Origin of the sequence: Methanosarcina barkeri 3, assembly GCF_000970305.1 — an archaeon.
GTDB lineage: Archaea > Halobacteriota > Methanosarcinia > Methanosarcinales > Methanosarcinaceae > Methanosarcina > Methanosarcina barkeri_A.
Genome location: NZ_CP009517.1, coordinates 1,084,259 through 1,109,860, shown reverse-complemented (window position 1 = coordinate 1,109,860; position 25,602 = coordinate 1,084,259). Strand labels below are relative to the sequence as shown.

14 protein-coding genes are annotated in these 25,602 nt (G+C 39.0%); 9 read left to right on the top strand and 5 right to left on the bottom strand.

What is annotated here, in order from left to right; all coding sequences use genetic code 11:
• Window positions 1-90 precede the first annotated feature (90 nt).
• The 9 genes from MSBR3_RS04465 to MSBR3_RS04415 all read left to right on the top strand — a co-directional run bounded on the left by MSBR3_RS04465 (window position 91) and on the right by MSBR3_RS04415 (window position 21,733).
• Window positions 91-2,844 (top strand): PAS domain S-box protein, encoded by a 2,754-nt coding sequence (locus MSBR3_RS04465; protein ID WP_230627788.1) that lies wholly within the window; start codon window positions 91-93, stop codon window positions 2,842-2,844.
• A gap of 385 nt (window positions 2,845-3,229) precedes the next feature.
• Complete coding sequence (locus tag MSBR3_RS04460; protein WP_048106716.1) at window positions 3,230-4,942, top strand: hydantoinase/oxoprolinase family protein; 1,713 nt, start codon at window positions 3,230-3,232, stop codon at window positions 4,940-4,942.
• Window positions 4,939-6,525 carry a histone deacetylase family protein gene (locus tag MSBR3_RS04455; protein WP_048106714.1) on the top strand — a complete coding sequence of 529 codons (1,587 nt, stop codon included), beginning with the start codon at window positions 4,939-4,941 and terminating at the stop codon, window positions 6,523-6,525. The genes MSBR3_RS04460 and MSBR3_RS04455 overlap by 4 nt, the downstream gene beginning before the upstream one ends.
• An 864-nt stretch (window positions 6,526-7,389) precedes the next feature.
• Entirely contained in the window at window positions 7,390-10,473 is a 3,084-nt protein-coding gene (locus MSBR3_RS04445) for a NosD domain-containing protein (RefSeq protein ID WP_230627786.1), read from the top strand.
• A 716-nt stretch (window positions 10,474-11,189) separates the two neighbouring features.
• Window positions 11,190-13,268 carry a NosD domain-containing protein gene (locus MSBR3_RS04435; protein ID WP_394297723.1) on the top strand — a complete coding sequence of 693 codons (2,079 nt, stop codon included), beginning with the start codon at window positions 11,190-11,192 and terminating at the stop codon, window positions 13,266-13,268.
• 413 nt (window positions 13,269-13,681) lie between these two features.
• Window positions 13,682-15,730 carry an MASE3 domain-containing protein gene (locus tag MSBR3_RS18795; protein WP_052723279.1) on the top strand — a complete coding sequence of 683 codons (2,049 nt, stop codon included), beginning with the start codon at window positions 13,682-13,684 and terminating at the stop codon, window positions 15,728-15,730.
• Window positions 15,731-16,298: 568 nt separating this feature from the next.
• Window positions 16,299-18,872, top strand: coding sequence for a PGF-pre-PGF domain-containing protein (locus tag MSBR3_RS04425; protein WP_052723278.1), 2,574 nt, complete (start codon window positions 16,299-16,301; stop codon window positions 18,870-18,872).
• Between the two features lie 750 nt (window positions 18,873-19,622).
• Window positions 19,623-20,996 carry a NosD domain-containing protein gene (locus tag MSBR3_RS04420; RefSeq protein WP_230627783.1) on the top strand — a complete coding sequence of 458 codons (1,374 nt, stop codon included), beginning with the start codon at window positions 19,623-19,625 and terminating at the stop codon, window positions 20,994-20,996.
• A gap of 77 nt (window positions 20,997-21,073) precedes the next feature.
• On the top strand, window positions 21,074-21,733 hold the full coding sequence (locus MSBR3_RS04415) for a class I SAM-dependent methyltransferase (protein WP_048106711.1): 660 nt from the start codon (window positions 21,074-21,076) through the stop codon (window positions 21,731-21,733).
• 275 nt (window positions 21,734-22,008) lie between these two features.
• Here the strand turns inward: MSBR3_RS04415 and MSBR3_RS18790 are convergent, their stop codons facing one another.
• From MSBR3_RS18790 to MSBR3_RS04390, 5 genes are all read right to left on the bottom strand, one after another.
• Window positions 22,009-22,464, bottom strand: coding sequence for a methyltransferase family protein (locus tag MSBR3_RS18790; protein WP_052723277.1), 456 nt, complete (start codon window positions 22,462-22,464; stop codon window positions 22,009-22,011).
• A 97-nt stretch (window positions 22,465-22,561) separates the two neighbouring features.
• Entirely contained in the window at window positions 22,562-22,858 is a 297-nt protein-coding gene (locus tag MSBR3_RS04405; RefSeq protein ID WP_048106709.1) for a hypothetical protein, read from the bottom strand.
• 202 nt (window positions 22,859-23,060) lie between these two features.
• Window positions 23,061-23,459 carry a molybdopterin dinucleotide binding domain-containing protein gene (locus MSBR3_RS04400; protein WP_048106707.1) on the bottom strand — a complete coding sequence of 133 codons (399 nt, stop codon included), beginning with the start codon at window positions 23,457-23,459 and terminating at the stop codon, window positions 23,061-23,063.
• The gene (locus tag MSBR3_RS04395) at window positions 23,459-24,706 is read right to left on the bottom strand and encodes a formylmethanofuran dehydrogenase subunit B (protein WP_048106705.1); all 1,248 of its coding nucleotides are present in this window, start codon (window positions 24,704-24,706) and stop codon (window positions 23,459-23,461) included. The genes MSBR3_RS04400 and MSBR3_RS04395 overlap by 1 nt, the downstream gene beginning before the upstream one ends.
• A 10-nt stretch (window positions 24,707-24,716) precedes the next feature.
• Window positions 24,717-25,181: a (Fe-S)-binding protein gene (locus MSBR3_RS04390; RefSeq protein WP_048106703.1), complete on the bottom strand. Its 465-nt coding sequence runs from the start codon at window positions 25,179-25,181 to the stop codon at window positions 24,717-24,719.
• Window positions 25,182-25,602: the final 421 nt, after the last annotated feature.

Below are 25,602 nucleotides of genomic sequence, written 5' to 3'. Positions count from 1 at the left end.
TAGTGCTTAAAAGATAGTGCTTAAAAGATAGATCTGAGGTTTGAACTTTACATAAATCAGCAATAAAACTACTAGGAAATTTATTAGCCAATGATCAGAGATTCAGGAATTGATGGTTCTGGCATAAATCGGAAAGACATTATGGGCATGGAAAATGAAGAAAACTGGATGACTGAATATCTTCTAAATAGCCCTGGCCCTGTTCTGCGAATAGGGGCAGAAGGGACGGTTTTTTACGCAAATAAAGCAGGAAAATCCTTGCTTGAGGCTCTTAATAGCAGGACTGGAGAAAAAGCGCCTGATGAAATCCTGAAGACTGCACGACGAGTGGCAATCCAAAAGAAACCCTCACGAGCTGAGCTGAAAGCAGGCGAGAAAACTTACTCACTTATTTTTACTCCTTTACCTGCCTGCAAAAGTGCAATTATCTCTGGGTTTGAGATCACTTCCTTCAAACAGGCCGAAGAAAAGCTACTCTTAAGAAAAAGAGAGCATGAAGTGCTTTCCCAAATTTCCAGTCTCTCTCTCAAAGTCCAGGATTTTCGGGTTCTGCTTGATCAAGTCTTGCCTCTGGTTGCAGCAGCTCTTGACGTCGAGTACTGCTGCGTCCTGAAACTCTTGCCTGATGGAAACTTTATGTTTGAGACAGGGATTGGCTGGAAGCCAGAGAACTTATGCAGGATCATCAAAAAAGATTCAGCTTCAAGAGCTGGCTATACTGTACTTTCAAGCCAGCCTATCCTGTTAGAGAAACTTGATAGGGAGAATTTCTTCAGAACAATGGGCCTTGAAGACTCCTTGAGTATAATCAGTGGAATAAGTTTGCTCATAGGAAGTACTGTAAAACCGTATGGAGTGCTGACAGCTCACAGCACGAGAAAGAAGAAATTTACTGTAGAGGATACTCGCTTCCTGAATACCGTTGCAATAGTCCTTTCATTTACAGTTCAAAGAAAAGAAGTGGAAGACGCACTAAAAGAAAAGGTGAACTTTCTGGAAACTCTGCTGGATACAATTCCGGCTCCTGTATTTTACAAGGATCGAAAAGGCGTTTATCAGGGCTGTAACGATCTCTTTGCAAAGGTGATCCTCGGAAGTTCAAAAGAAAAAGTAAAAGGGCATACTATAGATGAGCTTTCCGAAGCAATTCCCTTAGAACTTAGTGAGGTTTACAAAATTATGGATAGGCAACTCTTCCAGAAAGGAGGAAGCCAGGTTTACGAGACTAAAGTGGTGTGCTCTGATAAAATCAAAAGGGACTTCATTTTTAATAAGGCCGTGTACAAAAGTTTTTGCGGGAATATAGAAGGGCTTATAGGAGTAATGCTTGACATTACAGGACGCAAAAAAACGGAAGAGAGGCTGCAAAAAAGTGAGGAAAGGTTCCGTCTTATCGCGGAACAGACAGGGCAGCTAATATATGATATTGACCTGAGAAATGGTAGTGTAGAGTGGGAAGGAGCAGTTACTGAGCTTACAGGTTACAGCAATAAAGAAATTGCGAATCTTGATTTTTATGACTGGCTTGAACATATCCATCCCGAAGATTATAGAAGGGTGCAGCAATCATTGAAAAACTGCTGGAACACAGGAGATAGGTTCAATGAGGAATTCAGATTCAAGCGAAAGGATGGAAGTTATTTTTACGTAAAAAACAAAGGAGTATTCCTGAGAGATGAGGAAGACTGTATATGCAGGGCTCTAGGGGTAATGGTAGACGTTACTGAAATTAAACAATCTTCCCACAAATTGAGGGAAAGTGAAGAGCTCTACAGATCATTTTTAGAGAATTTCAAAGGAATTTCGTTTAAACTTAACAGGAATTTTGATCTTCTCTTGCTTGAAGGAGCCCTTGATGAAATAACCGGATACACAGAAGAGGAGTTTATTTCCGGTAGAGTAAAGTTCTTTGATCTTATTGTCCCGGAAGATATGATATTGCTATATCAGATTCGGGATAAAATGATATCTTCTCAAATCTCCCCGAATTCCATTATGGAGTACGATTACAGAATAAGGCGGAAGGACGGAAGTGTAAAATGGGTTCATGAGTTAATCCATAACGTATGTAGCACTTCAGGAGAAACCGCATTTGTCCAGGGGTATGCCTATGACATTACTCAGAGGAAAAAAGTTGAGGAAACCCTTGAGAAAGCCGAGAAGATCGGCATGAGAGAGATCCATCATCGAATAAAAAATAACCTTCAGATAGTTTCTTCCCTGCTTAGCCTTCAAGCTGACAAGTTCAAAGATAAAGAGATTACTGAAGCTTTCAGGGAAAGCGAAAACCGTGTAGTCTCCATGTCCCTTATTCATGAAGAGCTCTATAAGTCCGAAGATTCGGCAAGTATCGATTTTGCAGCATACCTCCGGAAACTGACTGCGGAAATTCTGCACTCTTACAGAATAGGAAACGAGAAGATCAAGTTTGTCCTTGAAGTGGATAGTACACTTCTTGGAATTGATACTGCAGTCCCACTGGGAATTATAATTAATGAACTTTTCTCAAACTCCCTTAAATATGCATTTCCAAAAGGTGTAGAAGGAGATATCAGGATTTCCCTCTTCCGAAATGAGGTTGAGTGTCAAAAAACAGGCGAACTGAGAACAGGAGAACTAAGAACAGGCGAAGTAGCCGAAACGAATTTTCCAGAATTGCCTTCCGGTTTTACTCTTGTCTACACGGATAATGGAGGCTGTTTTCCGGAAGAAGTGGATTTCAGAAATTCGAAAACCCTGGGCTTGCAACTTGTAAACGCTCTCGTTGAACAGATTAACGGAACAATCGAGCTTGAAAGAGGAAATGAAACAAAGTACACTATCAGGTTCGAAGATAAAAGGTAATCTTAAAAAGTAAAAATTGCTTATTTCATTTACAATTCCATTAATTTCACTGTCAAAACTGAGATTCAATTGAGTATTTTACTCTTTATACTTGAGCTTTCTTACTTTTTTCTTAACTTTATTTTCTTAACCTGGTTTTCTTAACTGAATTTTCTTTTAATATCTCTTAAAGTAATCTTTTTTGTAGATTACAATTCTTTTTCAATTCAGAATGTTTTTGTCATATAAGCTTAGAAATAGTATTCTTGTCTATCAGAGATATGACACTTTATAAGCTAAAACAAACTTTTTTTGAAAAAAGTTTGAAATTTGGCATGATTAAATTTGACATGAATGTGGTAATAAAAGAATAAAAACACATACAGCGAGGATAGGCGAATTGTGAATGCTAATAGGAATTGATGTCGGAGGCACTACCACGGATGCAGTGCTTATCCGGAATGGAGAAGTATGCAGTACTGCCAAGGTTTCCACTGAGCCCGGAAATCTTCTGAGTTCCCTGCTTGAGGCCCTTGATGCAGTCAGCAGAGATGTTCCTCCTGAACAGCTGGAAAGAGTAGTATTCAGTACAACCGTGATAACAAATCTTATTGCCGAAGGCAAAACCGACCGTGTAGCCCTGGTATTAATTCCGGGACCCGGAGTTAACCCGGCAAGTTATACTTTTCCTGACAGTTTTTATCTAAAAGGAGCTATGGATTACAGGGGAAGGGAAATCGACCCCCTTGATGAGGTCGAGATCCGAAGAACTGTGGGTTTGATCCGGGAATCAGGGTTTTCGAGAGCAGCCATTATAAGTAAGTTCGGGCAGAGGAACTCCTCTCACGAACTCAGGGTAGAGGAGATTTTCAGAGAGGACTTTCCTGGCTGTAAACTGGAACTCGGGCACAAGGTTTCGGGAAAACTGAATTTCCCAAGAAGGATAGCAACTGCTATGCTTGCCTCTGCCACAAGAGAGCGCTATCAGGAATTTGTTGAGAAAATCAGGAAAGCTCTTGATGAGAGAAATATCCGGGCTCCTGTGTACATCCTGAAAGCCGATGGCGGAACTCTCCCGGTTGAAAAATCGATAGAATTTCCTGTGGAAACTATTTTTTCGGGCCCTGCCGCAAGTACGGTTGGAGCTCTTGCCCTTACTCCTGAGGGACAGACCTCAGTTGTTGTGGATATAGGAGGGACGACAACAGACCTTGCATTAATTCTGTCAGGTAAACCCCTTCTTGCTTCTAAAGGTGCAAAACTTGGAGGTTTCCTGACACATGTCCGGGCTTTTGCAGTCCGCTCGATAGCTGTGGGGGGAGACAGTGTTATAAGGGTTAAGGACCTCAGTCCCGGCACAAAACAAATAACAGTTGGTCCTGATAGGGCAGGCCCGGCTTATTGCATGGGAGGGAAAGAAACTACCCCTACGGATGCCCTTAAGTTTCTCGGACTTATTGAGGTAGGAAATCCCGAACGTGCAAGTGAGGCGATCAAAGTTACAGCTTCCGAACTTGGAAAATCCGAAACCGAAACTGCATTCCTGATTGTGGATAGAGTTGCACGGATGATCACTGATGCAGTCAATGAAATGTTTTTTGAATGGGAACAGGAACCTGCTTACAGGGTATGGGAAGTACTGCAGGAGAAAAAAGCAAGGCCTGAAAACGTGGTTGGAATCGGAGGGGGTGCTAAGGGACTTATTGCAGAGATTGCGAAAAAACTTAATGCAAATCCTGTTATTCCTGAGTATGCTGAGGTCGGAAATGCCATAGGGGCAGCCGTTGCAAGGCCCACACTTACTCTCAACCTGCACATTGATACTGAGCAGAAAATGTACTCAGTCGCCGAAGAAGGAGAGATTGTCAGTCTAAGTACAACAAAGTTCGGTAACTTGAACAAAGTCCGGCTCGACGAGGCTGAAACCCTGGCCTCAGAACTCTTGAGAAAACGGGCTGAAGACTTTGGAATTTCCGAGTATGCGGATGAAGCTGAGATTGTTAATAGTGAGGTTTTCAATGTCGTCAACGGCTGGTATACTTCAGGGAAACTTTTTGATGTAAGTATGCAGATTCCTGCAGGCCTGATCCCGGAGTGGAAAAGGGGGGAAAAGGCATGAAACTGGGGTTTGGAAGACTCAGGGATGTACTGAAAACTGGCTCAGGGACAACTTCATCAGAAGAGGAAAAAGAGCAGGCAGAAGGGAAGAGTAAGATCGAGACTGAAGAAGCGCGGAAGACGAGAATTGAGGAAACGAAGCCTGAAACACCCAAAGGAAATGAGGAAATTACAATGGAACTAAAAAAGACCGGGTTGGAACCGAAAAAAGAACCGTTACTCCCGGCAGACCGCACTGGAGCCGAGAAGACAGGCCTTATTTTCTTCCCTGCCTTTGACTGGGCTATTTCACCGACCCATCCTGAAAGAGAAGAACGTCTTCTTTATACCAGAGACCAGATCTTTGAAGAAGGCCTGATGGACTTGCCGGAAATAGCCGAATATAAACCTCGTCTTGCAGAGTACAGGGATATTGCCAGAGTTCACTTCTGTGTGCCTGATATAAAAGCCCAGGCTACAACTCCTCACCTGATCGCAGCAGGTAGTTGTCTGGTGCTTGGAGACGCCCTTATGAAGGCAGAGGTCAAAAACGCTTTTGCGCTTGTCCGCCCACCTGGTCATCATGCAATGACAGTAACACATGGAAACCGGGGGTTTTGTAATATCAATAATGAAGCCATCCTTGTCGAGTACCTGAGAAAAAAGTACGGGATACGCAGGATTGCAATTGTTGATACTGATGTACACCATGGGGACGGAACTCAGGAAATTTTCTATAATGATCCTGATGTACTTTTTATCTCTTTCCATCAGGACGGAAGGACCCTTTACCCTGGCTCAGGCTTTATAAACGAACTGGGAGGCCCAAAAGCCCTTGGCAGAACTATCAATATTCCCTTGCCGCCAGGAACTCCAGATGAGGGCATACTTTACGTGCTTGATTCCCTTGTGCTTCCTATTCTTAAGGATTTTAAACCAGAGCTTGTCCTGAATTCTGCAGGACAGGATAACCACTATACCGATCCTCTCGCAAATATGCGCTTTTCCGCACAGGGCTATGCAAAATTGAATGAAAAACTTGCCCCTGACATGGCCGTGCTTGAAGGAGGTTATGCAATCCAGAGTGCACTTCCTTATGTAAATACAGGTATAATCCTTGCAATGGCAGGGCTTGATTATTCCTGCGTAAAGGAACCTGACTTCAAGCCAGGAATGTTTGTCCAGGCTGCCAGGGACAGAAAGACCCTGGAAGAAGTAGTTGCAGCTCAGCTTGAAAACTGGAAAAATAGGGATAGGCTTGTAGAGGCTGAAGTGACAAAACATGGGGACTTCTACCGCCGAAAAAAGCAGATCTTTTACGATACGGATATGATTCAAGAGTTCCAGGAAGAGACCATCCGGATGTGCCCTGACTGCCAGGGCTACAAAACCATTGACTCCCATGCTCATAGGGGCGTAGACGATATCAGGATCTTCGGGGTTTCGGTTCCAATCTACGCCTGTGAGAAATGCCAGGCTGAAGCCAGGGAAGAGTACAGGAAAAGGCTAATTCATCCGGGATATGAGTACGTTTACCTTCAAGATAAAAAACAGGATGAGTACAGAGCGTATAATACGAGGATAAAAAAGGAAACGGTTTACTGAGACAGAAAAAGGTTCTTTAATGGAAAAAGGGGTACTAAAAGTTATAAAGGCTTTTTCCAAAGGCTTTTTCCTTTTTGTTTCTTTTTTTCTTTTTCCCTTTTTTTTCTTTTTCCCTTTTTTTTCTTTTTCCTTTTTGTTTCTTTTTTTCTTTTTCTCTTTTTTTCTTTTTCTCTTTTTTTCTTTTTCTCTTTTTTCTTTTTCCCTTTTTTTCTTTTTCCCTTTTCTTTTTACCTGAAGTTTTTTCTTTATTCTTTTTCTCTTTTTATTGTTATTTCTGCTTATGCCTACTTCTGTACTTGTATCTTGCCTATGCTATTTTTTAGATAAGATAATTGAGAAATACATTCCCTACATTTCATGAAATATTTTTTGGAGATAACACTATTTTTTAAAGGTACTTACTAAATATATTAATTTTACTCTTAGTTACCAGAATAATCAGGCACTTAGCAGGCTTGTATAATATAGAAAAAATCTGAATTGCCTGGCAGGATTGTAGATGAAAACGTATGTTTTACAGTTAATTCAAACCGTCAAGTGAGGGTGAGAAAAAGTAAGATATAGTCAGTGTTAACTTATTTTCTGCTTAATATAATCGGAAGTGTATATTGAGAATAAAAGGACAATGGGTAGAAATCAAGAGTATTCCGTTAAGCTATGACCTTATTTTGTGATTTTCGATTATAGCATATTTTTACAAATATATTAATCAAAACCGACATGTTTATATCCTATTTGCAATTAGTTTCTAATTAATTTAATAAAGTTATACTCTTAACTTCTTTTATGTGTAGGGAGGAATTTGAAATAAACAAAATAAAACTTTTGTTACTAACTTTTTTAATACTCACGCTAAGTTCTTGTGTGGGGGCGGCTAAGGATATTACCGTTCAGTCAGGTGGGTCCATACAAGCCGCAGTGAATAGCGCAAGTTCAGGTGATACAATTATCGTAGACCCGGGAACATATACTGAAAATATCACTATAAATAATAAAGATAACCTGGAAATCAGGTCATCACAGGGTCCTGATAAGACGACAATTGCTTCCAATAGCACAGGCAAAGATGTTATCTCTATTGGAGCCAGAACGAATTTAAAAATTATAGGATTTACGATCAGTGGAGCTGGAGGAGGCTCTTCAGGCATCAATCTGAATATGTGCAGGGACTGCGCCGTTGAGAATAATAAATTTTTAAACAATAGCGTGGGAATATACCTGAGGTCTTCCGCAAACATTGTAATACGCAACAACCTAGTTACTACTGGTACAGGTTCAGGAATTTATAACACACAGTCTTATTCAACCACTATTTCGGGCAATAATATTTCAGGTTATACGTCTGGAATTTATATTTTTAACTCCCAGGGTAGTAATACTATCTCAGGAAATACTGTAAGCCATAATTCTGGCAGCGGTATACAGCTGGAAGATACAAACAATAATAACACTTTAGAAAGCAACATTGTAAGCTCGAATGGGGTTAGGGGTATCTATTTAGCAAGATCAAGTAAGAACAACTTGAAAAATAATAATGTTTCTTCCAACGGAGGAAACGGAATTGAAATGGGGTACTCTTCCGAAAATACAGTTTTAGATAACACAGTTTCAGGTAACACTACAACAGATAATAACCATGGTATATTCCTGGATAATTGTACGAATAGTTACGTACAAAGCAACACAGTTTCAAGCTGTGAATACGGAATAGCTATGAGATATTCCAATAATAACCATGTGATAAACAATAACGCAAATGAAAATGGAAGAGGTTTTTACGTAGCCTATACATCCAGCGGAAATACACTCTCAGGTAATAAGGCAAATTCGAACAGCGGCAATGGTATTCAACTGCATAATGATACAAAAAATAACATTGTAAATGACAATGAAGCGAATTTGAATACTTATTATGGTATTTATCTTGAGAATGCAAACGGTAATAATATATCTAACAATGTCGCGTCCCAAAATTCGAAAGGTATTGTCTTGCAGGGCTCTGTATCCACGCAAAATACATTTTCAAACAATACTTTGAGTTACAACGGTGATGGTATTCGCCTTGATAACTCAAGTGAGAATAACATCATCAACAATATTATAAGTTCGAGCAGTACATATGGGATCTGCCTGGTGGGCTCGTGTAACAAAAATAAACTACAGAATAATACAGAGCAGGGCAATAAAATAGGCATTTACCTGACAACCTCAACTGAAAACGTGCTTTCTCAGAATGCAGTCTCTGAGGGTGAATCTGGAGTTATGCTGTCACTTGCCAACAATAACACCCTTTCACGGAATATAATTCATGACAATATTAACGATGCTATCTCCCTCGGTTCCTCTGAAAGCAACGATATTTCAGGCAACAATGTAAGCTCAAACGGTAACGGCATCTACATGTGTCCCAGAAGCTACTACAACTACGTTTATAATAACTGTTTCAATAACCTTAATAATGCAAACATTAGGAATAACAGAAGCATCTGGTACACTGATAAAACTTCAGGTAAAAATGTAATGGGCGGTCCGAATATTGGAGGCAATTTCTGGGGTAGCCCGTCACTCATGGGTTTCTCCGACATAAATCTTGATAACGACAGCGATGGTATTATTGATATTCCTTACGTTTCAGCCAACGGTAATGTTACGGATAACTACCCGCTTATACGTGTAGTGCTGCCTGTAGCTAAATTCGATGTCAGTACTACAAAGGGTTTTGTCCCACTTTCAGTTCAATTTACGGATCGTTCACAGGATGCAACCTCAATAAGCTGGGACATTGATGGTGATGGAAATCCGGACAATACCAATAAGAGTTTTGTCCATGTGTACGAGAAGCCGGGTACCTATAATGTCACTTTGACAGCAAGCAATAGAAATGATACTTCCTCAGCAAATGTGCAAATTATTGCAGAGGAATATAAAATTCTTCCTGTTGCAAACTTCAATGCCAATGTAACAAGCGGCTATGCTCCTCTTTCGGTCCTGCTTACCGACCTGTCACAAAACGCAACCTCAAGAAAATGGGATATCGGCAATGACGGAACTATAGAGTCTACGGATCCAAGCATTGTTTATGTGTTCACTAACCCTGGAACCTATCCTGTTAGCTTAACTGCAATAAATGAAAACGGCACTTCCGTGGCAAAACCTATTACAATAACTGTCACGCAAGAAAGCAGTTCAGACGACGACGATGATGATGACGGAGGCGGCCACAGCAGTGGCAGTGGTAGCGGCGGAGGCGGCGGAGGTGGTGGCTCCCCTGAACCTCAAACTAATGTCCAGGTCAAGGAACTTTCAAAGGCACAGGTTACAAACGGAAAGCCTGTAGTATTTGATTTTACAAACAATGCAACCTGTGTTGTGTATGTTAGCTTTGATGCAAAGAAGACCGCAGGTAAGATCACAACCATTGCCGAGCAGCTCAAAGCAAAATCCACTCTGACTTCAGTACTGGACTCGGGTGAGGTCTATAAATACTTCAACCTCTGGGTCGGAAACAGCGGATTTGCAAGCGAAAAGAACATTGGAAACCCTGTAGTGTGCTTCAAGGTTGAAAAAACCTGGCTGCAGGATAAGAAGATCAACCAGAATTCAATTACACTCAACAGGTACAGCGACAAAAAATGGTCACAGCTGCCTGTGAAATGCTTAAAAGAAGACAATGGGTATCTGTACTTCACGGCAGAAACACCGGGATTCTCGTTCTTTGCAATAACAGGAAAAGCTGTAGAGAAAGAAAAAGTAGCTGAAACAAAGCCTTCAACCAACACTTCAAAACTTGAGAAGAACAATACAGCAGCAGAAAACAAAACCGAACAAAAAGCCGAACAAAAAACCGAACAGGAAGCAGGAAAGAGTAAAATCTCAAGCATACCCGGATTTGAAGCGCTTTATGTAGTAGTTTGCCTTTTCATGGTACTCCTGCATAAAAGAAAATAAAAGGGCAGTTAAAAAAGAGAAACAAAGGTCAAAAGATGACGTAAAGACCAAGAGATGAAATAAACACTAAAAACGAAAATTAAAACAAGGGTAAATACAAAAAAGATAAATAGAGCAAAAACTAGAATATAAAAATTAAATAGAGGAAAAAAACAGGATGAAGGTATTAAACCTTCATTCTTCTTTTTTCCTTTCCTTATTTCTCCATTTTTCTTTTCTCCTCTTTATTTCTCCATTTTTCTTTTCTCCTCTTTATTTCTCCATTTTTCTTTTCTCCTCTTTATTTTCTCTTTTCTTTTCCCCTCTTTATTTTCTCTTTTTTCTTTTCCTCTCTTTATTTCTCCATTTTTCTTTTCTCCTCTTTATTTTCTCTTTTCTTTTCCCCTCTTTATTTTCTCTTTTTTTCTTTTTTTCCTTATTTCTTTATTTTCTTTTTTGGTTCATTGAGTTTGGCCGTTCTCCTTCACTCATCAGTTTATTTTTTACGTAGAAGCAGATAATCTACCAGATTGCATAGAAAATCGATCAGGAAAGTAAGAAAAGAAAAAGCTTCTGATTTGTATCTTAAGTCTAATATTAATCGAATTTTACCATATAATTTTATTTCTTTATTTTGATATTATCATGATCCAATATATTTATATGGATTAATGTTTAAAATCTCAGGTATTAATAAAAAATTAAATAATAATCTACATAAAAAGTGGGGGATTTAAATAAACCGATTTGTCAGTTTAACAGTAGCTATCCTTATTTTTACATTTGGTTCAAGTATAGGTACGGCGGCTGAGCTCACGGTTCAGCCAGGGGAATCAATACAATCCGCAGTAAATAATGCAACTGCCGGAGATGAAATAGTTGTAAGTCCAGGAAATTACAATGAGAATGTCGTAATAACGAAAGACGATATAGTAATAAGGTCAGGTTCTGGAAATTTTGAAGACACCGTAATTACGGCCAATGATAACGCAACAAATGTGTTCTCTATAGATGCGGATAAAGTAACAATTACAGGACTGACTATCAAGGGAGCTGGACTGGATAGGTCAGGAATCTATCTATCGGGGTCCAATAACTGTACCATAGACAATAATAGACTCGTTAATAATGCCCTGGGAATATATGTACAGTATTCAATGTACAATAGTATCCTTAACAATACAGTGGAACAGGGTAAGAGAGCTGTTAATATTGAGAGGTCACACTATAACGTAATCACAAATAATGAGGTCTCAAACCAGAGGTTTGGAATTTATGTCACTGCCTCTGAAGGAAACAAAATTTCGGAAAATAAGGCAAATATGAACTCTAACCACGGTATTGTCCTGGAAAACTGCAACAATACCAGGCTGGAAAACAATACCGTAAATGCAAATGGCGGTTCCGGTGTCCATATAGTATATTCAAACGGTAATACCCTGATAGGTAATGCAGCAGATTCAAACGTAGGTTATGGTATTTCTCTTACTGATTCAGGTAACAGCAGTATTGAAAATAATACAGCGGTCAACAGCACTCGGGCTATCTTACTTTTAAGATCGGGTGAAAGTACGGTTCTGAATAATCTCGCTTCAAACAGTGCGTTCGGTATCCGGATTTCGTCAGGAATGAACAGCAATATCTCAGGAAATGAGGTCTCAAATAATAATAACTCAGGTATTTCTTTACTAAACTCTGTTAACTGTACAGTCAGTGAAAATGTACTGTCAAATAATACCATAGGAGTTGATCTGGAGTTATCCAACAATACCGTTGTTGTTAACAACAGCCTCAAGGAAGGCGGCAGGGGGATCAGCCTGAGGGATTCGAGTTACAACCTGGTGTCAAACAATACAGCTTTAAACAACAGGTATGGAATGTATATCATGCGTTCGCAGTGGAATACATTGTTTAATAATACTGTAAGTACAAGCGTTAACCACGGCATTGTGCTGGCAAATTCCACTGATAATACCTTTACAAACAATACTTTTAATTCAAACGGAGGTCACGGGGCTTATTTGACCAATTCCAGTGTCAATACCTTTGAAAATAATATAGCTTCAGGTAATAGCAGAGGCATTTATCTGATATCGTCCAGTGGTAATAAAATCCTGAACAATAAAGTTCTGGACAACAGGGAATATGCAGTCCTGCTATCGTACTGCACGGATAATAATGTTTCCGGAAATGAAGCTTCCAATAGCGGCCGTGGAATTCACCTGAGTACTTCCCAGAATAATGTTATCTCAAGAAATATCATTGCTATGAACAGCGTCTCAGGCATTTTCATGAGCTCTACAAGTAATGGCAATACCGTCTTTGATAATTACCTTAATAACGTTGTTAATTCAGACATTAAAGGAGGAAGTGAAGGAAATGTTTTGAACGTGACAAAAACTGCTGGCACCAATATTGTTGGCGGGCCATTTATAGGAGGTAACTTCTGGGCAAAACCCGATGGCTCCGGATTTTCTCAGACTGCAACCGATGCGGACGGAGATGGAATTGCTGATGCTGCGTACAAACTTCCAGGCAATAATTACTCGGACTTCCTGCCTCTTGTAAATGGCTCTGAACCCAAACAGTCTGTAAAGCCTCAAGTAAACTTGAATACTACCAGTACTGAAATAACTGGTACCGAGACCACTGCCAACGAAACAGATAAGGCAGAAGCTAATAAAATGGAAAATCAGACTGAGGTAAGTAAGAGCGAAAATGAGACTGAAGTAAACATGTCGGAAACAAATACAACAAATCTGTCCGATGACAGTAAAACAAACACTGGCACCGATGAAACGAAAGATGCCGAGTAACTTGATTGAATGAGCCTGAGTAGAGTCCAAAGGATAAAAGCAGCAGGCTAAACCTTCTGGATGAGGGTTTGATCCTTCATCCTATTTTTACTATTTTTGCTTTATTCAACTAACTGCTATTGGGCTGGCTTTGACATATCCTTTTCTTTAAGAGTTTCACGAATATTTTATGATCAGACCTGATTGACCATTTATATAGTTCAGAAAAATAACTTTGAATCTCAGTTAGACTCGCGAGAATTTTATCTAGAAATTATATATAACTTTTATACAATTATTCCCTCATACTAATTTTAAGACTTCTTATTGGAGTATAAAAGTTCAACTAGGAAGCAGGTAAAGACCAGAAGAAGCCCTGTGAAAAAATTGGAGCTTCCAGGAAAAATCAGAAAAAACAAAAAGCAGGGGAAATAATGTCAGAGAATAAGGAAAAAAAGGGAATAATAGAATTGTATGAAATAATTCTCTGGATAGTAATTATTGGTGTACTGTACGTAGTTAGCCGCAGTAATTACCTCCTTTTCCATTCCCTGGCAGAAATATTCAGCATTTTTGTAGCATATGTAGTTTTCCTCATAGTATTTAAATCAAGAATACGACTTGAGAATCGGTCTCTTTTATTTCTGGGGATCGCTTACTTTTTTGTTGCAAGTATTGATCTCATGCATACATTTGCTTTTAAGGGAATGGGAATATTTCCTAAGTTTGATGCAAACCTTCCAACCCAGTTATGGATAGCAGCAAGGTATATGGAAAGTATTTCCCTTCTTGTAGCTCCATTGCTTCTAATTGACTCTCGTCCAGGAATCGAAAAAAAATATGTTGAACCCATAGAAAAGGAAATATTCTTCTGGCAAGTTTTTTTCCTGTATGCAGGAATCACAGCTGCCTGTCTGCTGTCAACCTTTGTTTTCAGAAATTTTCCTGATAGTTATATAGAAGGTTCAGGGCTTACTCCATTTAAGATAATGAGTGAATATTTTATCTGTACTATTCTTCTCTTTTCACTCGTTATCCTTTACAAAAGAAAAGACAGGTTCGAGGAACGTATTTTCAGGTTGATTGCAGCATCAATAGTGATAACAATTTTCGAAGAGCTGGCCTTCACCCTTTATGTAGATGTGTACGGGTTTTTCAATCTTATGGGGCATTTTTTCAAGATTCTGTCTTTTTACCTGATTTATAAAGCAATAATTGAGACAGGATTTGATCATCCCTATACTCTTCTCTTCAGGGAGCTTAAACAGAGCGAAGAAGCGTTAAGACAAGAAACAACCTTTCTCAGGGTTGATCAGGACCGAATTTACAATATGCTTGGTGTAAGTAAACCTGAATCCAGAAGTAGACCTTCTGGATCTGAAAAAGAAAAAGATCATCAGGTACCTGTGCAGAATATATATGGGCTTATAGGGTTTAACTTAAACGAAAATTTTGAACCAATGTCTATAGATGGAACTGTAGAGGAGATTACAGGTTACACTAAAGAAGACTTTCTTTCCCGCAAAGTAAAGTGGACAGAAATATTAGTGCCTGAAGATCAGCCTTTGCTTTCCGAAAAAATGAAAGAAACAATGTCTAACCCGGATACTTCTATTGAACTGGAGTACCGGATAAAAAATAAGAATGGAGAAATAGTATGGATTTGGGAAATTCTCCAGAAACTTCCGGCAGAATCCAGAGGCTCAGAGAAAATACAGGCTATTGTTCGTGATATTACTGAGCAAAAGAAAGCAGAAGAGATGTTAAGACTGAAATTGGAAGAACTTACCCACTCAAATGAGGAATTGGAACAATTTGCTTATATAGCATCTCACGACTTACAGGAACCCCTGAGAATGGTAGCAAGTTATTTACAGCTTTTACAGAGGAAATATCAGGGAAATCTTGACGAAAAAGCTGATAAATACATCTATTTTGCAGTTGACGGAGCTACCCGTATGCAGGATTTGATAAACGACCTTTTAGAGTTCTCTCGAGTGACTACAAGAGCAAGAGAACCCGAACCTACGGATAGTGAAGTCATTTTGAATCGGGTACTTTCTGATTTGGAGCTGTTCATTAAAGAAAATAAAGCTACCGTCTCGTATGACCCTTTACCTGAGGTAATTGTGGATAATACTCAGTTAGCTCAGGTGCTTCAAAATCTGATCGTTAACGGAATAAAATTCCACAGTGAAAAGGCACCAAAAATCCATATTTCTGCAAAGAGAATTTCTGCAGAAAATAAAGCAAGTGAGTGGTTGTTTTCGGTGCAGGATAATGGAATCGGAGTTGATCCTCAATACTATAATAGAATCTTTGAAGTATTTAAACGATTAAATAAAAAAGAGGAATATCCTGGAACAGGAATAGGGCTTGCAATTTGTAAGAAAATTGTAGAGAGGCATGGAGGGTGCATATGGGTAGAATCAGAATTAGACAAAGGTTCAACTTTTTATTTTACCTTGCCTGTCAACTCTTGAGAAGCATCAAAAACTAACTCTTAATACACATATTCATTTGTATTCGGTTATTGAATGTGGATTGTACAACTACTGCAGTAAAAGTTAAAAATAATATTTAAGGAACATACATCCACTAAGTAACGAAGGACAACTCCCCACATAAAGAAAAAATTTATATAGATTCTGGTATTTCCCGAATTCTTAATGTTAAGTTTTGTAGTTATCTTTTCGGATGGGTAAACTCGAATAGATAAACTCGAACAGATAAACTCGAATAGATAAACTCGGACAGATAAACTCGGATAGATAAACTCGGACAGATAAACTCGAATAGATAAACTCGGACAGATAAACTTTCTAGAGTTTTATGACTACAGAAAGCCGCACACTGGCCGGATACTTAATGACTTTGGAAATTGGTATTAGTTTTTATATTACTCTATATTTTCCCCATTTTACTTTACTTTATAAGATGGTTTTACTTAATAAGATATCTACTGGATCAATATATTTATATTGTTTGGGCATCTCTCCTAATTTATTGAAAAAGTCTCAGCATAGTTCTACTTTTATATGGGGAATGAAAATGAAAAAATCAACCATTCTGCTAATGTCCATGCTAATTTTTTCATTAGTCTCGGGAATTGCGGCGGCTAAGGAGATTTCCGTTAATTCAACGAGTTCGATACATAACGCAGTGAATAGTGCAGCCTCGGGCGACACGATAATCGTGAAACCCGGAATATATAACGAGAATATCAAAGTTACTGTGCCAAATCTTATAATAAAATCAGAATCCGGAAATCCTGAAGATACAATAATTAAAGCTATCCCAAATACAAGTGTTTTCAATGTTGCAGCAAGTAGTACGACAATTAGCGGATTCAGGATTGAATCCGGAGAAACAGGAATCTATCTGGCTAGTTGCAGTGGCTGCACAATTACTGATAATGAGTTTTCGGACAATAGATATGGAATATCTCTGATTAGCTCAAGTAATAACAAAATCTTGGGAAATAGAGTAAACTCGAACAAAATGTTTGGAATTCACCTCGACAGTTCTGAAGGAAATACTCTGTTAAGCAATACTGTAAATTCGAATATGAGAGGTATTGACTCTATAGTTTCAAACAATAACAAAATTTTAGACAATATTGTTTTGAATAATAGTCAGTATGGAATGTGGATTTCTCAATCTAACGATAACAATATTTCCGGGAACACAGTTGAAGAGTGCGGTAATGGCCAAACCGGTAGTGGAGGTATCCATCAAGATTCTTCCAGCAGAAACTTAATCTCCGGAAATATTGTTGCTTTTAATAAAGGCTATGGACTTTTTGAATGCCCTGCTTGCCACAATAACCGTGTGTATAATAATTACATTAATAATGTTCGCAATGCTAATATTAACACAGGAGATACTACCTGGAATATAGAAAAAACAAGTGGAAGAAACATTGTCGGTGGACAATATATAGGAGGCAATTTCTGGGGAACACCTGATGGCACCGGATTTTCCCAAACAACAGCCGATAAAGACGAAGATAAGGATGGGATTATTGATTCTGCGTATATTGACAGTTCAAATAATATTATAGATAATCTGCCTCTTGTACTTATTTCGAATCCGCAACTACCAATCCTGCCTATTGCAAATTTCAATGCCACTGTAACCAGCGGTTATGCCCCTCTTGAGGTTGAATTTACTGACTGGTCACAAAACGCGGTTTCAAGAAGCTGGGATATTAACAACGATGGAACCGTAGATAATACCAGTGAAAGCTTTGTCTATGTATACCGGAATCCAGGAAATTACACTGCTAAGCTTACAGTAAGTAACGAGAACGGCACTGCCTCAAGAACTCAGGAAATATTTGTCAATAAGGTTACAATTCTTCCTGTTGCAGACTTCAGCGCCAATGTAACAAGTGGCTATGCTCCCCTTTCAGTCCTGTTCACTAATCAGTCGCAAAATGCAGCTTTTTGGAGTTGGGATTTTGAAAGTGACGGACAGATAGATTCCACTGAGGAAAATCCGGTTCACACATATAATACTCCAGGAAACTACACCGCTAAACTGACAGTAAGCAATGAGGACGGAAATTCTTCAAAAACTCAGAATATAAATGTCACCAGGTTTACAATTCTTCCTGTTGCAGACTTCAGTGCCAATATAACAAGCGGCTGTGCTCCCCTTTCAGTCCTGTTCACTGACAAATCTCAAAATGCAACCTCAAGGAACTGGGATATAGGCAACGATGGAACTGTTGAATCTACAAATGCAAGCTTTGTTTATGTGTTCACTAACCCTGGAACCTATCCTGTTAGCTTAACTGCGATAAATGAAAACGGCACTTCCGTGGCAAAAACTGTTACGATAACTGTCACGCAAGAAAGCAGTTCAGACGACGATGACGATGATGGTGGAGGCGGCCACAGCAGTGGCAGTGGCAGTGGTGGCGGTGGAGGTGGTGGCTCCCCTGAACCTCAAACTAATGTCCAGGTCAAGGAACTTTCAAAGGCACAGGTTACAAACGGAAAGCCTGTAGTGTTTGATTTTATAAACAATGCAACCTGTGTTGTGTATGTTAGCTTTGATGCAAAGAAGACCGCAGGCAAGATCACAACCATTGCCGAGCAGCTTAAAGCAAAATCCACTCTGACTTCAGTACTGGACTCGGGCGAGGTCTATAAGTACTTCAACCTCTGGGTCGGAAACAGCGGATTTGCAAGCGAAAAGAATATTGGAAACCCTGTAGTGTGCTTCAAGGTTGAAAAGTCCTGGCTGCAGGATAAGAAGATAGACCAGAGTTCAATTACTCTAAACAGGTACAGCGATAAAAAATGGTCACAGCTACCTGCGAAATGCTTAAAAGAAGACAATAAATATCTGTACTTCACGGCAGAAACACCGGGATTCTCGTTCTTTGCAATAACAGGAAAAGCTGTAGAGAAAGAAAAAGTAGCTGAAACAAAGCCTTCAACCAACACTTCGAAACTTGAGAAGAACAATACAGCAGCAGAAAACAAAACCGAACAGAAAACCGAACAAAAAACCGAACAGGAAGCAGGAAAGAGTAAAATCTCAAGCATACCCGGATTTGAAGCGCTTTATGTAGTAGTTTCTCTTCTTATTGCATTCTCCAATAACAGAAAATAAACGTGCGACTGAAAATAGAAAAACTCATAGAATTTATTTTGGAAAAGGATGTGGATTTTATGTCTTCATCCTTTTTGTTTTGGGTGTATAGCTTAAACACGCTTAAATAAATGTGATAACCCCTTTCAAATAGTACCATGATTTTTAGTACCATGATTACGATTTCAGGGGCTTATTTGGTCTCAGTGAGGTAAGTTTTATTTAAAAGTCATTAATTTTCATTCAGTGTTTAATAGTCTATGAATATTTGTGCTTGTATCTTATTACTTTTCTTCAATTTTTGTTATTTTAACATAATGTCAGTGGGTTTAGATATACACTAACATTGTAGAGAATTTCGATAAACCCTAGTTTATGGCTGGTTGCTTATAAATGGTATCTAAGTACCTTCTTGATATTAGAGGTTTATCGAAATTCTCTGTATTTTATCTTTTAATTTGCCGACTAAAGCCGGCATATTTATATTGCTTTACACATTACTTCCAATACCTGATAATTAAGATTGAATATTCTATGAAGATAAAACGAATTAACATGTAACACATGCGGCTTCTTACATATTGTTTAGTTTAATGTTGGATAAAGTAATTTTTGTATAGTATTGTAAAAGGATTTACTCTCGATTATAAGAAAATTTACACGATAACTTCTTCATAATTTAAACAATCATTTAAAGCATGTTTGATGGAAATGTCCCATTGCTTTTTTTGAGTGAACGGAGGGATTGGAATTAGTAGATTACTTACTTTATTGTCAGTTTTTTTAATTCTTATATTAAGCTCTGGTATCGGAGCTGCGAATGAGATCCTGGTCCATTCAGGAGAATCCATACAGGCTGCTGTAAACAGTGCGGTTTCAGGCGATGTGATAATCGTACAGCCTGGAACCTATACCGAGAATATCAACGTAACCGTACATAATCTGGTAATAAAATCAGAATCCGGAAACCCTGTAAATACAATAATAATGGCTAAAGATCCGGCTTTAGATGTGTTCGGTATAGAGGCAAATAAAGTTACGATTAGCGGATTTAAAATAACGGAGGCAAAAAAAGACCATGCAGGGGTCTATATGTATCAGTGCAAAAACTGCACTGTTGAGAATAATAGATTGCTGAATAATACTGTCGGAATATATTTGAAGAACTCGGACTATAACACAATCCTTGATAACCTGATTGGAAAAGGTGAAAAAGGAATAACTATTCAGCAGTCAAATTATAACACGATCTCCGAGAACAGAGCTTCAAAAAACAGGTACGGGTTTTATGTTCCGAATTCTGAGGGGAATTTAATTTCAAATAATACGCTTTCAGAAAACAAAGATTATGGAATCTCGCTCTCAACTGGAGTTAGTAATACCCTTTCCGAAAATAACGCTTCCAATAACGGCAGAGGAGTCTATCTGGGCAATTCTGACAATAATAAAATCTCAGATAATACTATCACTTCAAATGAGGTTTATGGGCTTTTTATCTGTCCTAAAAGTGACAAGAACAACGTTCTTAATAACTACTTCAATAATACTGTCAATGCCATACCTAATAACGGAACCGATAATATATACTATATAGAAAAAACCTCAGGCACGAACATTGTCGGTGGACCTTACCTCGCAGGAAACTACTGGGCAAAACCCGACGGACTGGGTCCTTCCGAAATAACGCCTGATGCAGATGGGGACGGCATTGCTGATAAGGTCTACAAGCTTGAAAACAGTGATTACGTTGATCGTATGCCTCTCGTAGCCGCTAAGGTTAAGGATCCGATCCTTCCTGTTGCAAATTTCAGTACCAATGCGACTGGTGGCCATTCTCCTCTTTCAGTCAAGTTCACTGATCTTTCGGGAAACGAAACCGAAAGAAACTGGGATTTTGAAAGTGACGGGACCATTGATTCGACTGACGAAAAGCCAGTTCATACCTTTACAGAGCCTGGAACCTATACCGTAAATCTTACCGCAAGCAATGAAAACGGAACCGCTTCAAAAAATTACATAATAGCCGTTCTTGAAGAAAATGAGACCCAGGACGCCGGACAGAATGAAATTGCGAGCTTACCTGGTTTTGAATTAATTTATGGAATTTTCGGTTTGGTTGCGGTTTTCCTGCAACGAAAAAGGTGAAAAAATCTGAAAAGTAACAAAGGCAAAGAAACATAAAGAATTAAATAAACATGAGTTAGTAATGGGAATGGGGAGTTATGGGGACATGGGAAAGCTTTGACAGATATGCAGAGGAATATGACGCCTGGTACGAGAAATATACACCTGCATATGAATCCGAGCTTCTTGCTCTGAGAACCTTTCTTCCTGAAAATCCGGGGAAGTTAAAAGCTCTTGAGATCGGAACCGGTACAGGCAGGTTCGCTTCGGCTCTCGGAGTCAGTCTAGGACTTGAACCGTCACGGGCTATGGCAATGCTTGCAAAGCAACGCAGGCTGGAAGTCGTGCTTGGGGTTGCGGAGTTTCTTCCCTTTAAAAGAGAATACTTTGATCTTGTCTTGATAGTTACTGCGCTTGCTTTTTTTGAAAACCCGAGACAGGCACTAAGGGAAGCCCTAAGGATCTTGAAACCGGGCGGACAAATTCTAACCGGAATCCTTGACAGGAATAGCCCTCAAGGCTGCTGTCTCAAATCCGAAAATAAAAAAGGCAAATTCTCTTCAGAAGCTAACTTTCTTTCGGCAGTAGAGTTCTCAACGTACTTGCTTGAGATTGGATTTGAGAATCTTGAGGTTTGCCAGACCCTTTTCAGGCAACCTGAGAAAACCGAAAACGTTGAACTTCCGGAAGAGGGACATGGGAAAGGAAATTTTGTAGTATTTTCTGCCAGAAAACCTCTCCAAGAACATGGAAATTGAGAACTGATTTTTGTATACTTATATTATATTTTATTTGTACTCCATTGTACCTATTATATTATATTATGCCTGTTATGACATAATATTCCACATTATGCCATAATATTTCCTATTATGCTTTAATATCTCATATTACTTTATATTATGCCATATTATATCATATTACACAATATTAAACCATATTATACCATTTCATATCATATTATGCCATATTACGCTATAACACGCCATATTATACCACATTTATGTTAATTGTCCAAGTTGGACTTAAATGTCTAAGGTATAAACCTTCCTGTTCTTTCCTTATATTGATTATAATCCGGATAATTTTGAATGAGCAGTTTTTCTTCATATATGGACTTGAAATAGTAGAAAATTAAGGATATGATCGCTAGTGCTATACTTCCTGAAGTTCCTATAAGGAATGCAATTCCAAAGGACATCTGAATGAAACTACTGTATATAGGATGACGAATATATGCATAAACTCCACTCGTTACTAGTTTGGCAGAGCTATTAGGCATGGGAGAAGCATTCAGTTTTAACTTATTGGTAGAACCGTGCGCTTTATTAGCCACAATAAATAAAACAAAGGAGAAAATTAATAATAAATACCCTAATGGTTTTAAAAAAGTATACCTGACCTGTTCTACAAAAGCACTAAGGGGAAATAAACACCATAACCCCCATTGAATAGCCATAATTATTCTTTCTTCTTTTGCAATTTCCATTCCAGATCAATTCCAATTTCCATTCCAGAATAACTCTAATCAGGCAATAGGGTTTACAATATCTGTTTTTAATTAAAACCCAGGCATATTTTATTTTTTAAATCTTAGTATTATCCATTTTACGTTTTATTTCTTTTAGTCTTTGTTTTCCGACTTGAATAATTCTCATCAATTCCTGATACTCACTCAAAGAGACCAAATTTCCTGGACAGAGAGTTTTTATGCTATTTCCATTGGAATATAGAATAACTCCATTCCAGGCTGCAAAGTGAGAACCGGAAAGATACTCACAGGGTAGCTCCCACCTTGAGTCCACATTTTCAAAGCCTTCAAAGCGATAAAAAGTAGTTCCATTTTTTAAGACTTTTGTAAATTTCAGGAGTTTACTGGCCATATTCTCATCCAATTTACAGTCAAACAAACAATAAAAAAGAAAAACAAAATAATTTTGCTATTTTTAAAAATTATAATACAATTTTAAGGGGATTAATGGATTTTAAGGACATCTTACTATATTTTAAAGGATCTTATGAGTTTTAATTGAGTTTTTAAGGATTTCCTACGGAAATTAGTTAGTTTCTTACCATAGAAAGCAATTAACGCATGAGTTCAGTCACTTTTTCCCCTTTTGCACTGGTAACGGTTACGGATATATCCTTGAATTTAGGCACCCCTGTACCTCCGGTTTCGTCAGAAACCAGTATATTGGACCAGGGACTTTTGGGCATATATGCGAAACCTCTGTGAGGAGTCTCGTATCCTGACTCCTCAGCCTTTACCACAACTCTTCCAAAGGAATTTTTTAAAATGACCGTCTCGCCTTTTTTCACGTTCAACTGTTTGAGATCTGCTGGGTCCAGTTTTATGACAGCAGATAAGTCCCTGTATTCTTCCCCGAAACGGTCTTCGAACATAGCCTTATCCTGAAAGATATCCCTGTAAGTTATGACTTTGACTTGTATTTCGGGAGCTGAAAGAAAAGATCCGAAATCCATCAGAGTGCCTCCATTATTTTCTTGAGAATTACTTCCTCAGATGGGTGATTTGTCTCAATGACAGGCTCAAAGCTCACTTTAACCCCATCCATGCGTATGGCACTTCCTCCTGCCTCTACTCCACTTGTTGCGGTATTAATGTAAACTTTTGAGTGTTTTGAAGTCAGGGTTTCACAATGGTCCACCGAGATAACAGGAATCTCCAGCATATTCTTTGCAATAGATCCGGGAAGGATTAAAAGCGGGTCTGAACCTATTACAAGGGCTGCATCCACAGTTTTTGCTTTAAGAGACTCAACAACTGAGTGTTCAGGCCCATGTTTTACGGTCCCGTTCTCGAATTTTACACTGTTCACATATCCTGTTTCTGCAAAGAGGTTTTTGTTAAAGCCCATTGTATTACAATTTCCTACCATCGGTATGAGGTGGAAATTTGACTTTTCATTCAGGATTTCCATAAGCTTGAAAAGGGGTTCAAGGTTTTCAAGCGAGTAAATGAGCCCACGCCCTACAAAAATCACTCCGAATTTTGCCCCTTTAAGGATGTTTGCCAGCTCAAGGAGTTTTTTAGGCGGGTGATTGTAGGAGGTTTTGGGAAGCTTTCCGGAAAGTCCTGCAATTAGGGCATCGATAAATTCTGCATCTCCTTTTGGAGGAATCTGGAAGAAATAATTCCCGCATATTTTTGCAGTATGGGACTTCCTGACATCTATTGCGATGGCTGTCCTTTCTTCTTCCCAGCCCCTCTGCTTTTCGCTTCCTCTTGGGAAGTAGGTATGCTTCGAAAGCTGGCGAGGATGGGAGTCTGATGGATCTGTTCCCCAGTATATAATAACATCAGCTTTATTCCTTATGTCGTCAAGAGTACAGGTCTTAAGTTTATCCTGAATAAGAGCCTCAACTAGAGGACCCAGGCAGAAAGACGAGGTATCATCAAGGGTAGCGTTGATCTTCTTTGCAAGCTCAATTGCTATTTTTTGGGTTTCGTTGGTAGAAGTCCCAAGCCCGAAGATTAGAGGATTTCTGGCATTTTTAAGGATAGATGCAGCTTCACGGATTGCAGTAGCCTCATCTACAGGCTTGTTATCAACCAGAAAATCTGCTTCGCCTCTTCCTGCTTCCTTCATGTGGGCTACCCCTACTCTGCAGGCTGTATACACTTTATTTACAATGTTCTTTTCGGACTCAACCTCAATATCGTCACAAAGGAGTCCGCAACCTGTGCATACATGATAGTTTTTCTCCATATCCGCTTCCTCACACAAACTCGATTGCCTCTACAGGGCAGGTTACTATACAGCCATTGCATAGAATCTTGTTCTTTCCGAAACGACGGCATTCTCCTAAGTTCTGGGCTTTTACAACGCCGTTTTCTATGGTCAGAACCAGCTTATTGACATTCCTTGGGGCATTTCCAGAGCCTACTCCATATGGGTCATTTGCTACATTGGGAGGACAGGCAACCACACAGTTTCCGCAGCCAAAACATAAATCTTCATGTACTATAAGCCCGGTTTCAGTTGCGCCTTCCGAAGGTTTGAAGGTTTCACTTATCTTTTCATAATTTTCTTTATATTTTGGTTCATCTTTAAGAGGCGGGCAATCCTCAGGTGTGAGCTCGTGGGCCATAAGAGCTACTGCAAACGCCATACAGGAGGTTTTTCCGCACTTTTTGCAGTTAGTCTTTGGAAGCATCTGATAGAGTTCCATTGCATTTGTCATTACAGGTCACCCTTGAGTCAAATTTTAATCTCAGTTTTTCATTAAAGAGTAAGAAGGTTAGGAATATAATTAAAAAGCAAAGATTGAGCGTGTCACTGAAAACGTATGTTAAATAACCTTTAATTAAACATATCTAAGTAATCTTCCTTAAACTCTCGCTTTTTTGTTTTCAGTGTTACTTTCAAATTTCAGTAAAAATTCCTGATAAGCGTTTATAAGAATGTCATCATGTAAGCCCTTTTTAAAAGTGTTGGCTTCAATTGTTGATACTCAACTGTTGATCCTCAACTGTTAACCCCAACCGTTGGGCCGCAACCGTTGGGCCGCAACCGTTGCGCCGGTTGATCACGCCTATAGGGTTTGGGGATAAGATTTCTCAAACTCAAACTTTATCAGGGGTTTTCGATCAAACCTTTTTTAA

Excerpts from the sequence above, each read along its gene's own strand:
- MSBR3_RS04465 (WP_230627788.1), top strand. The coding sequence starts at position 91 with ATGATCAGAGATTCAGGAATTGATGGTTCTGGCATAAATCGGAAAGAC.
- MSBR3_RS04395 (WP_048106705.1), bottom strand. The coding sequence starts at position 24,706 with ATGGAGAAAAACTATCATGTATGCACAGGTTGCGGACTCCTTTGTGAC.
- MSBR3_RS04390 (WP_048106703.1), bottom strand. The coding sequence starts at position 25,181 with ATGACAAATGCAATGGAACTCTATCAGATGCTTCCAAAGACTAACTGC.
- MSBR3_RS04405 (WP_048106709.1), bottom strand. The coding sequence starts at position 22,858 with ATGGCCAGTAAACTCCTGAAATTTACAAAAGTCTTAAAAAATGGAACT.
- MSBR3_RS04425 (WP_052723278.1), top strand. The coding sequence starts at position 16,299 with ATGAAAAAATCAACCATTCTGCTAATGTCCATGCTAATTTTTTCATTA.
- MSBR3_RS04415 (WP_048106711.1), top strand. The coding sequence starts at position 21,074 with ATGGGGACATGGGAAAGCTTTGACAGATATGCAGAGGAATATGACGCC.
- MSBR3_RS04455 (WP_048106714.1), top strand. The coding sequence starts at position 4,939 with ATGAAACTGGGGTTTGGAAGACTCAGGGATGTACTGAAAACTGGCTCA.
- MSBR3_RS18790 (WP_052723277.1), bottom strand. The coding sequence starts at position 22,464 with ATGGAAATTGCAAAAGAAGAAAGAATAATTATGGCTATTCAATGGGGG.
- MSBR3_RS18795 (WP_052723279.1), top strand. The coding sequence starts at position 13,682 with ATGTCAGAGAATAAGGAAAAAAAGGGAATAATAGAATTGTATGAAATA.
- MSBR3_RS04400 (WP_048106707.1), bottom strand. The coding sequence starts at position 23,459 with ATGGATTTCGGATCTTTTCTTTCAGCTCCCGAAATACAAGTCAAAGTC.
- MSBR3_RS04460 (WP_048106716.1), top strand. The coding sequence starts at position 3,230 with ATGCTAATAGGAATTGATGTCGGAGGCACTACCACGGATGCAGTGCTT.